At 53.4% G+C, this 10,690-nt stretch carries 10 protein-coding genes; all 10 read left to right on the top strand.

What is annotated here, in order from left to right:
• On the top strand, positions 1 to 563 hold a 563-nt coding region (locus AQ996_RS01335), incomplete at its 5' end, for a dTDP-glucose 4,6-dehydratase (RefSeq protein WP_148315796.1).
• Between the two features lie 10 nt (positions 564 to 573).
• Entirely contained in the window at positions 574 to 1,152 is a 579-nt protein-coding gene (rfbC, locus tag AQ996_RS01330) for a dTDP-4-dehydrorhamnose 3,5-epimerase (RefSeq protein ID WP_055250355.1), read from the top strand.
• Between the two features lies 1 nt (position 1,153).
• Positions 1,154 to 2,323 (top strand): glycosyltransferase family protein, encoded by a 1,170-nt coding sequence (locus AQ996_RS01325; RefSeq protein WP_148315795.1) that lies wholly within the window; start codon positions 1,154 to 1,156, stop codon positions 2,321 to 2,323.
• A gap of 5 nt (positions 2,324 to 2,328) precedes the next feature.
• Entirely contained in the window at positions 2,329 to 3,651 is a 1,323-nt protein-coding gene (locus AQ996_RS01320) for an O-antigen ligase family protein (RefSeq protein ID WP_148315794.1), read from the top strand.
• Positions 3,644 to 4,747, top strand: coding sequence for a TDP-N-acetylfucosamine:lipid II N-acetylfucosaminyltransferase family protein (locus AQ996_RS01315; protein ID WP_055250351.1), 1,104 nt, complete (start codon positions 3,644 to 3,646; stop codon positions 4,745 to 4,747). Before AQ996_RS01320 ends, AQ996_RS01315 begins: the two co-directional genes overlap by 8 nt.
• On the top strand, positions 4,744 to 6,204 hold the full coding sequence (locus AQ996_RS01310) for a lipopolysaccharide biosynthesis protein (protein ID WP_055250350.1): 1,461 nt from the start codon (positions 4,744 to 4,746) through the stop codon (positions 6,202 to 6,204). Before AQ996_RS01315 ends, AQ996_RS01310 begins: the two co-directional genes overlap by 4 nt.
• Before the next feature lie 75 nt (positions 6,205 to 6,279).
• Complete coding sequence (locus tag AQ996_RS01305; protein ID WP_055250348.1) at positions 6,280 to 7,416, top strand: DegT/DnrJ/EryC1/StrS family aminotransferase; 1,137 nt, start codon at positions 6,280 to 6,282, stop codon at positions 7,414 to 7,416.
• A 9-nt stretch (positions 7,417 to 7,425) separates the two neighbouring features.
• Positions 7,426 to 8,397: an ATP-grasp domain-containing protein gene (locus tag AQ996_RS01300; protein WP_055250346.1), complete on the top strand. Its 972-nt coding sequence runs from the start codon at positions 7,426 to 7,428 to the stop codon at positions 8,395 to 8,397.
• Positions 8,398 to 8,665: 268 nt separating this feature from the next.
• The gene (rfbA, locus tag AQ996_RS01295; protein ID WP_055250344.1) at positions 8,666 to 9,565 is read left to right on the top strand and encodes a glucose-1-phosphate thymidylyltransferase RfbA; all 900 of its coding nucleotides are present in this window, start codon (positions 8,666 to 8,668) and stop codon (positions 9,563 to 9,565) included.
• A gap of 23 nt (positions 9,566 to 9,588) precedes the next feature.
• The gene (gene rfbB, locus AQ996_RS01290; RefSeq protein ID WP_055250342.1) at positions 9,589 to 10,611 is read left to right on the top strand and encodes a dTDP-glucose 4,6-dehydratase; all 1,023 of its coding nucleotides are present in this window, start codon (positions 9,589 to 9,591) and stop codon (positions 10,609 to 10,611) included.
• Positions 10,612 to 10,690 lie beyond the last annotated feature (79 nt).

The following is a 10,690-nucleotide window of genomic DNA, read 5'->3' as shown; positions in this document are numbered from 1 at the left end:
CGCCGTACTCGAGCACCAAGGCCAGCTCCGACATGCTCGTGCGCGCATGGACCCGCACCTACGGCCTGCGCACCACGATCTCCAACTGCTCCAACAACTACGGCCCCTACCAGCACGTGGAGAAGTTCATCCCCAGGCAGATCACCAACATCATCGACGGCGTCCGCCCCAAGCTCTACGGGAAGGGCGAGAACGTCCGCGACTGGATCCACACCGAGGACCACTCCAGCGCCGTCTGGGACATCCTCACCAAGGGCCGCACGGGGGAGACCTACCTCATCGGCGCCAATGGCGAGAAGAACAACATCACCGTCCTGCGCATGATCCTTACGGCCATGGGCCGCGACCCCGAGGACTTCGACTGGGTCGCCGACCGCCCCGGCCACGACCGCCGCTACGCCATCGACTCCACCAAGCTGCGGCGCGAGCTCGGCTGGAGGCCGGCGCACACCGACTTCTCGGAAGGGCTCAAGGCCACCATCGACTGGTACGTGGAGAACGAGTCCTGGTGGCGCCCGGCCAAGGAGGCCACCGAGGCCCGCTACCGCGCACAGGGCCAGTAAGGATCAAACAATGGCAAAAGGCGACAAGATAACTTCTGGAAACTTCACATTCACTGAGACGTCCATCGAGGGCGTGAAGATCGTTAACATCAAGACCTACGGCGACGAGCGCGGCTGCTTCATGGAGACCTACAAGCGTCCGGAATTCACTGTGGGCGGAATCGAGTGTGAGTTCGTGCAGGATAACCAGTCTTTGAGCACCAAGGGTGTGCTTCGTGGACTTCATTTCCAAATCGAGCATCCGCAGTCCAAACTCGTTCGCGTAGTTTCCGGTAAGGTGTTCGATGTTGCTGTCGATCTGCGTAAGGGTAGCGATACCTACGGCAAGTGGGAAGGAGCTGTCCTTTCAGCTGAGAATAAGCGGCAGCTTTTCATACCAAAGGGTTTCGCCCATGGTTTTCTGGTCCTGAGTGACACCGCTGTGTTTTGTTACAAATGCGACGACGTCTACCGTCCCGGCGATGAAGGCGGGATTTTATGGAACGATGCTGATATAGCAGTTGAGTGGCCATCCCTTGATGCGGAGTTTATTTTAAGCGAAAAGGACAAGACGCAGCCAGCATTCAAGTCGCTTGGCGGTGCCTATTAACGTGAAACTGATATTCATTCCATTTCAAGACCAATACTGCTTCGAGAACGATGGCATTCTAACGCGCGAATACGCCATGCTCAAACTCCTGCTCGATGCAGGGTGTGAGCTTGATCTGGTTATCAACAAGCCTAGAACCGTCCTAGATGCGAAGGCCATCAACTGCGATTTGCGAAATTTCCCGGAAGGCAGCATTGAATCTGAGGTACTTGCTTCACTTGATAGCGCCGAGGTCATAAATCCTAAGAGGATATTCAGCATTAGGCAGATAACCGGCAAACGTGCTTGGTGGGTCGATGCGTATTTGGATGCTCTTGTTGATTTGTCAAATGATTTAAGCGATTGCGTTATTTACACAAATACCCCGTTTGCCTGGAAGCTCGCCAAGGAGCTTAAAACCCGTGGGGCGAAAGTCATCTTCGACTCTATGGACAACATGATGACCTATCCGCATTTTTGGGATAGCGAGCGGGCCGCCGCCAAGGAGGGTTACAGGGAACTTCTCGCTATTGCTGATTATGCTTGCGCTAATTCACAGAGGACTGTTGACTGCTTCAAAGAAATTTTCGGTAAAAGAGTCGATCTTTTGAAGAATGGCGTTTTTGCACCAAGGAAAGTGAATGCTGGGGGCATCGGCCAGATCGAGGCAATTACTGAAGCTAAAAAGAAATACTCATGTTGTGCCGGTTTCGTTGGAAAGTTTGGCCTGCGTATCGATCATAAACTCATAGATGGGCTTGCAAAGGCGAATCCTAACAGTCTATTTGTCTTTATCGGTCCGGAGCTGTCTGGGCAGTGCGACGCATTTAATAAAGTCGTCGCCGAGAACAGCAACATTAAGAAACTGCCCGCGATTCCTTCTGCATATCTCTATACGGTCCTCGATTTATTCGACGTGCTTATGATTCCTTACTCGGTCGGCAAAAACGAGAACTCGGGAGATCCGCTTAAGCTGTACCAGTACTTCATGACCGGTAAACCCATTGCCTGTACACCCATTCGCGAGGTCGGTGAATATTCCGATCTGATTCTAATCTCTAATGATGTTGCTGATTGGACGCGGCTGCTTATCTCCTCCCATGAAATAAAGCAGAATTACACGTCTGTATCTAATTCAATATTTTGGGACAAGAGGGCTTCTAGACTTCTGGCTGCTATTTCAAATATGTGATCTTGATGTTGAATTATCTTATTAGGAAAAAGACTCATATTAATTCCGGACTGCGTATTTTATATACGCTGGTTCTAATTGCCCTTTATTCAAATGTCTTAAAGATATGGATTGGTTCGTGGGCGACCCTGGCATCAGATGTCGCACTCGTGATTGCACTTTCATCTTTAATTAATTATAGATGGAACCCCAAACACTCCGGAAGCCTTACCTTCATCTTCGTTTCCGCCTTTATGCTGATATTGCTATCCGCGTTTGAGCTCCTGAATGAGAATATTAGTAATCATCTCTATTCACTTATCGAGTTTCGAAAAACATTCTTCCAGTTGCTCATGCTTTTCATCGGGTATGCCTATTTTGATCCCGAAAAAGGTTCTGACGAGGGTGTTCGTCTTATTAAATTCATCGTATTTGCTTCTCTACCTTTAATTCTATATGGAGTAAAACAGTTTTTCGCCTTTGACTCTTTTGACGCAAAGTTATATTCATTGATGGATTCCGCATCTGATACGAACAGATATGGAAATACAATTAGAGCTATTTCTTTCTTTTCTGGTCCGTTTCATTACGGAATGTTTAGTGCGTTGATTTTTGCCTTATGTCTTTACCTGGAGCGCAAAACTGCTGAAAAGAAATTCTATGCATTAGCTTTCATAAGTATTATTGGCGTTTTTTGCTCTTACACACGAACAAACATGGCGTGTTGTCTAATTGTCATAGCTTCATTCCTTCTTTTGTCTGGAGCAAAAGAAGGGGCTTACGTAAAAGTGTCCGGCGTTCGAGCTATTCTCGCTTGCCTTGGACTCGCTGTTGCAGGCCTGCTTTTCTTTAGCACGCCCGGCAACGTAAATTTGGGGAACAGCCAGATTAATTCGCTAATTAACAGCATGCTGAATGCAAGCGAAGACACGCGGCTAACCAATAGATTTTTGACTTGGAACCAGGCGATACATCTAATTGAATTACACCCATTGACCGGCAATGGTATTGGATCTGCAGGCGATACCCTTGCAGCTCACAGCGTTGCAGTTAATTGGGTAACGCCGCACAACGCTTTTTTGAAAGTTACCGTGGAGATGGGGCTTTGCGGAACAATTATTTTCACTCTCTTTTTCATGACTGTGTTCGTACTTTGTCTTAAGAATTCTATTCGTAATCCAGCTTCACTGCCTCTTGTGGTCTCCGTGACTGCAATTGTTCTTATCAACATGATGTTGGGAAGCACTCTGGGCACTTTTCCAGTAATGACGCTCATTTATCTCCTCATAGGGGCTGTGTGCAAATCTGTTGAAAGTGCTTTACCAAGCCGAAAGGGATATGATGACTAATCGAGAGGGAAAGCTCTTCCTTCACGTTATGCCGAAGGAGAAGTTTACATTCGGTTTTTTGGAGTTCACGTTCGCGACTTTTCCTGGGGTAGATGTCAGGTTCATCGTTTACGGTGATGATGACGCTCAGGGCTATGAGCCTTATTCCGACAACCGTGTGGTCCCCGTTTCATCTGCGAAGGCCGTTTTCAAGGATGAAGCTGCTCTAGGGTTCCTGCGTGACGCTGATGTCGTTATTCTCAATTGGGTAAACATGAGCATGCTATTGAGTATGTGGCACTACCTTCCCAAGACTCATCTTCTATTCTGGGGTGGGGATTATTCTCCATACGTCGAAGCCGGCTGGAACGGCCTATCTCATTGTCTTAAAAGAAAATTGCTGCAGGTTTGTATAGGGCGATCACGTGGAATAATAGCTCTTCTCCCGGGGGATTTGCGGATAATTGAAACCATTTCGAATCCCGACTCCTCGCGGCACGTCTGCGAACTTGGCTATCTTGCCTCACGTTACGATGCCGATATTTGTTGCACTGACAAAAGAGCTCCATTTCCGGTCAACATTCTGTTAGGTAATAGCGCGACGCCTACTAACCGACATAAATCCGCTCTTGATGCGCTGTCACGTTTTGCTAACGAGGATATCAAGATTTACGCTCCGCTTTCCTATGGTGACGATGCATATCGCGATGAAGTTATCATCTACGGACGTGAGCTGTTTGGTGACAAGTTCGTTCCAGTTACCGAATTCATGGAACGGTCTGAATATATCTCGTTCCTTACCAAAATCTCCATTGGCGTGTTCAACTACGACCGCCAGCAAGGTTTGGGCAACATCCATCTCCTTATGCGCATGGGGGCAAAGGTCTTTCTCTCCCAAGATAGTGGCATGTTATCCGAGCATATCGATAACGGGGCGGCAGTGGAATGTCTTGAGGACGTTCCGAAGCTGACCTTCGATGAGTTTTGCGCCCCACTCGCTGCTGAGGCAGTAGCTCGAAACAACGGTCTCTACTCAGGCGAAAGTAATTTCGCACGCGCGAAGGCACATTGGGGTGCTTTCTATGGGACTGAGCCAATTGAAGGTGATTTCTCATGAGTGAAGACGGACTCAAGTCGCAGACGGTTTCTTCGTTAATTTGGAAACTGCTCGAACGCGGCGGGAATCAGATTATCCAACTTGCAGTTCAGGTCGTTCTGGCGCGCATCCTTGTTCCCGAAGATTTCGGCGCTTTGGCCATCATGCTCGTTTTCGTCAATATTGGCAATGCCATCGTACAGTCGGGCCTTAACACCGCAATTGTCCAAGCGCCTGAAATCGATGAAGGTGACTGCTCGACGGTCTTCTGGATGAGCTTTGTTATCTCTATCATCCTCTATTTCGGCACTTTCATTTTCGCTCCGGCCGTTGCAACCTTTTACTCTATGCCGGTGATCGTCTGGCCCCTTCGCGTTCTCTGTCTAATCCTGCCTTTAGGTGCGTTCAACTCGGTGCAGATTGCCATCGTGCAGCGGCGCCTCCAATTCCGGAAGATATTCATAGCCACTATGTTCGCAGTCGTCTCGTCCGCTGTTTTCGGTATCGGACTTGCTGCTGCGGGGACTGGAATTTGGGCTCTTGTTGTTCAGCAGCTCGTTTACCAGGCTGTGAGCTGTGTCGTGATGGCTTTTCAGGTGAGATGGCGACCGCGCTTTGTTTTTGTTGCGTCTCGTGCCAGTCGGCTCTTTTCTTTTGGGTGGAAGCTCCTCGCCTCCGGTCTCCTTGAGCAGGTTTATGAGTCGCTTTCCGACCTCATAATCGGAAAGCAGTTCAGTGCGACAAGCTTGGGGCTGGTATCACAAGGAAAGAAGTATCCCGCTGCCCTTGGATCGATGCTCGATGGCGCAATCCAGCCGGTGATGCTCTCCGCTGTCTCTCGCGTGCAGGCGGACGTCTATTACGTTAAGCGGTTGGTGCGGAGGGCGCTCAAAACCTCGACTTTTTTCATCGTTCCCTCTATGACTCTCTTTGCGGTGGCAGCAGAGCCGATTGTGGGAATCCTCTTAGGGGAGAAGTGGCTGGCCTGTGTTCCGTTCCTGCAGATGTACTGCTTCATTTACGCGCTGTTGCCCATCCACACTACCAACCTGCAGGCGCTCAACGGTATGGGGCGCTCTGATCTTTTCCTGAAGCTTGAACTTATCAAGAAGGCATATGGCATCTGCTTCATTTTGTTTGCGGCCTTTGTATTAAAGGACGTTTACCTAATGGTGGCCATGTATATGGTTACCGGCATCATCTCAACCTTTGTTAACGCTTATCCCAACAAACGGGTTATCGGATACTCCTATTCTGAGCAAATACGCGATATCGCTCCTGCATTTGTGATTTCAGCAATTGCAGGAGGACTTGCGCTGTTTTGCGGTTCATTTGTCGCCTCACCTGGACTTCAAATTCTTGTCGAAGTTGCCTTAATGGCAATTATCTATTTTGGTATCGCAGGCATTTTTAAACTCGAAGCCTTTGAATACCTCATCAATACCGCCAGAGATTTTTTGGGTGCAAAACGTCGTTAAAGACGTCGTGTCAATACTGTAACCGTTTTAGTCATCGTTCTTTGAAAGCTGCATAGCGAAGGGAAGGTACCTGATATGGGTAACCGCATTCTTGTCACACAATCATCCATGCCTCCTATGGAGGAATACTTTGAAGAGGTCGCACCTCTTTGGGAAAGCCACTGGCTTACCAATATGGGTGTTGAGCATAAGAAGCTCGAGGCAGACCTCAAGGAGCGTTTGGGAATCAACAACCTTGCTCTGTTCACGAATGGTCACAATGCTCTAGAGTGCATCCTCGAGGCCATGGCTCTTCCGACCGGTGGAGAGGTCATCACTACGCCGTTCACCTTTGCCTCGACCACTCACGCTATCGTGAGAAAGGGACTTACTCCCGTATTTGCCGACGTGAATCCCGTGAATCTAACGTTGGATCCCGAGAGTATTGAACGATTGATTACCTCTCGCACCTGCGCCATCTTGCCCGTCCATGTATACGGCAATCTTTGCGATGTCGACGTCATCCAGGAGATCGCTGACCGTCACAGGCTGAAAGTCATATATGATGCTGCCCACGCCTTCGGCGTCGAGCGCGTGAACGAAGACGGAAGCAGCGATAGTGCGGCGGCATTCGGCGACGCGTCTATGTTCAGCTTCCATGCGACCAAGGTATTCAACACCATCGAAGGCGGTTGCGTCTGCTTTAAGGACGAAGATTTGTATCCGCTGCTCAACCAATGGAAGAACTTCGGCATTACAGGTCCCGAGGACGTTGAGTACGTCGGTGGCAATGCCAAGATGAATGAGTTCTGCGCGGCTATGGGCGTCTGTAATCTTCGTCACCTGGACGCCGAGATCGGCAAGCGCAAGGCCGTTGCTGAGCGTTATTGGGATAACCTTGAAGGCACAGCCGGCGTGACCGTTTTCCGTCCCGCCAAGAACATCCGCTACAACTATGCGTACCTTCCCGTGCTGTTCGATCCGAGCGTCTTCGGCGCCTCGCGCGATGACGTATTCGATGCCCTGGACAAGGCTGGCGTCGGTGCGCGCAAATACTTCTATCCACTGGTCAACGATTACGCATGCTATCGAAGCGTGTACTCAAGCGACCGCACGCCAGTGGCAAAGAAGGCGGCATCCCAGGTGATCACGCTTCCCATGTACGCCGATTTGACGTTGGAAGATGTTGACCGCATCTGCCATGTCGTTCTCGATACCGGAAAGACCATTTAGGAGATTCCCATGAGTAACGTTCTCGTCACGTCCATCGGGTCGGTTTCCGCCGACATAACCATCAAGTCGCTCAAGCGGCTTGGACATCGCGTTATCGGTGCCGACATCTACCCACGCGAATGGGTAGTGGACGCCTATAACGTCGATGAGTTCTACAGAATTCCATTGGTGATCGACGCCGACGCTTACCTCTCAGAAGTCCACGAGATTTGTGAGAATGAGCGCATCGATTACTTCATCCCCCTCATCGACCCCGAGGTGGATCTCCTTAACGAGAGCCGTGCCTGGTTTGAGGAACACAATGTTACGCTTTGCATATCGACCAAGCGCTCGCTCGACATCATCCGTAACAAGAAGATCCTGCAGGACTTCATCAAATCTGAAGTCCCTGAGGTCAACGGTATCCCGACTCTCATGGTTGACGCCACGGACGAGCTCCCCTGGGAGTATCCTGTCGTGGTGAAGCCGTATGACGGGCGTTCCAGTCAGGGCCGAGAGTACATTGGCTCTGACGAGGAGTGGGAGACGTATAAGGAAAAGCGCTCGGGCTCGAAGAGTATTGTGGAGCCCTTTGTGAGCGGACCCATCGTAATGGTTGAAGTCATACGACAGGAGTCATCGGGAAGGTGCGTCTGTGTCACTCGTCAAGAGCTCGTGAGTACGCCCCACGGCTGTGGCACGACCGTGCACGTTTATTCCGATCCCGACCTAGAGAACGCAAGCCGAGCTCTCGCCGCGAAACTCGGCGTTAACGGCTGCGTTAATTTTGAGTACATTAAGCACGAGGACGGGCGCCATTTCTTCGTCGAATGCAATCCCCGTTACTCAGCCGGTCTCGAATTCTCCTACCTTGCCGGTTACGACTGCGTCGCGAACCATCTCGACTGCTTCGGCGGCCGCATGATTGATGATTTCGAGTTGCGCGCCCCGTTCATTTCCGCTCGCAAGTATGAAGAATACGTTACTTCCATCGAAAGGTAATTGCATCTTTTGCTAGGGGCGGTATGAGCACGTTCACTTTTCATTAAATAACTGGTTTTCGGGCCCAGTACGCGGGAAATTCAATATCTCGCGTATTGGGCCTTTCGCTTCGAAACTAAAGCAAATGGCCTGATTCACTAAGATCGCATATCGGCAGCAGATGGATCTAACATCGGTTTTCGATTTCATTCCTACCGGGAGTAACTGTCGGCTGCTTCACCTCTATGCCATGCTTGATCTCACAGTCTCATGTTAGTTAAGGATTTTCATGAAAGGCATCATCCTCGCCGGCGGGTCCGGCACGCGCCTGTACCCGCTCACGCTCGTGACCTCCAAGCAGCTGCTGCCGGTCTACGACAAGCCCATGATCTACTACCCGCTGTCCACCCTCATGCTGGCGGGCATCCGGGACATCCTGGTCATCTCCACCCCGACGGACCTCCCCAACTTCGAGCGCCTGCTCGGGGACGGCTCGCGCTACGGCGTGAACCTCTCCTATGCCGAGCAGCCGAGCCCCGACGGCCTGGCGCAGGCATTCACCATCGGCGAGGAGTTCATCGCCGGCGAGCCGTGCGCGCTCGTGCTCGGCGACAACATCTTCTACGGCAACGGCCTGTCGCGCCACCTGACGCGCGCCGTCCAGAACGCCGAGTCGGGGAGGGCCACGGTCTTCGGCTACCACGTGGACGACCCCGAGCGCTTCGGCGTCGTGGAGTTCGACGGGCAGGGGAGGGCCGTCTCCATCGAGGAGAAGCCCGCCGAGCCCAAGAGCTCCTATGCCGTCACCGGCCTGTACTTCTACCCGGGCGACGTGGCCGCCAAGGCGCATAGGGTGGAGCCCTCCGCGCGCGGCGAGCTGGAGATCACCACGCTCAACCAGATGTACCTGGAGGAGGGGACGCTGTCCGTCGTCACCCTCGGCCGCGGCTACGCGTGGCTCGACACCGGCACCATGGAGAGCCTCCACGAGGCCGCGGAGTTCGTCCGCGCCGTCGAGCACTCCCAGGACCTGCCCGTGTCCGTCCCCGAGGAGATCGCCTGGGAGAACGGCTGGATCACCACCGAGGGGCTCAAGCAGGCCGCCGAGGCCTACGGCAAGTCGGTCTACGGCCGGCACCTCAAGAAGGTCGCCGCCGGCGAGATCGTCAACAGCCCTCGCGAGTACTAATCCGATCCATGGGAGATAGAAATATGTCCGAAGAGCTCTTCGAGCCTAAAAATATTATCGTCACGGGCGGCTGCGGCTTCATCGGCAGCAACTTCGTCCACTACGTCGTGAACAACCACCCCGAGGTACACGTCACCGTCCTGGACAAGCTGACCTACGCCGGCAACCCCGAGAACATCGCCGGGCTGCCGTCGGACCGCGTGGAGCTCGTCGTGGGCGACATCTGCGACGCCGAGCTGCTGGACAGGCTGGTCCCCGGCCACGACGCCATCGTCCACTACGCCGCCGAGAGCCACAACGACAACTCCATCGCCGACCCCGAGCCGTTCCTGCGCACCAACGTCGAGGGCACCTTCCGCCTGCTGGAGGCCGTCCGTAAGCACGGCATCCGCTACCACCACGTCTCCACCGACGAGGTCTACGGCGACCTGGCGCTCGACGACCCGGCGAAGTTCACCGAGGAGACGCCCTACAAGCCGAGCTCCCCGTACAGCTCGACCAAGGCCAGCTCCGACATGCTGGTCCGCGCCTGGACCCGCACCTACGGCCTGCGCACGACCATCTCCAACTGCTCCAACAACTACGGACCCTACCAGCACGTGGAGAAGTTCATCCCGCGCCAGATCACGAACATCATCGACGGCGTGCGCCCCAAGCTCTACGGCCGCGGCGAGAACGTCCGCGACTGGATCCACACCGAGGACCACTCCTCGGCCGTCTGGGACATCCTCACCAAGGGCCGCATGGGGGAGACCTACCTCATCGGAGCCGACGGCGAGAGGGACAACATCACGGTCCTGCGCATGATCCTAACGGCCATGGGCCGCGACCCCGAGGACTTCGACTGGGTCGCCGACCGCCCCGGCCACGACCGCCGCTACGCCATCGACAGCACGAAGCTCCAGCGCGAGCTGGGCTGGAGGCCGGCGCACACCGACTTCGCCGGGGGCCTGAAGCAGACCATCGACTGGTACGTCGAGAACGAGTCCTGGTGGCGCCCGGCCAAGGAGGCCACCGAGGCGCGCTACCGCGCGCAGGGGCAGTAGGCCGCATCCCGGCGAACCGCGCCGCGGGGCGCCCGCGCGGGGCCGCAGGGCATGGGGCTGATCCTGCGTCCCCGCGCGG

Origin of the sequence: Collinsella aerofaciens (assembly GCF_001404695.1) — a bacterium.
GTDB classification, from domain to species: domain Bacteria; phylum Actinomycetota; class Coriobacteriia; order Coriobacteriales; family Coriobacteriaceae; genus Collinsella; species Collinsella aerofaciens_E.
Note: the sequence above shows the minus strand (reverse complement) of the source record. Positions and strands in the feature narration are given on the sequence as shown.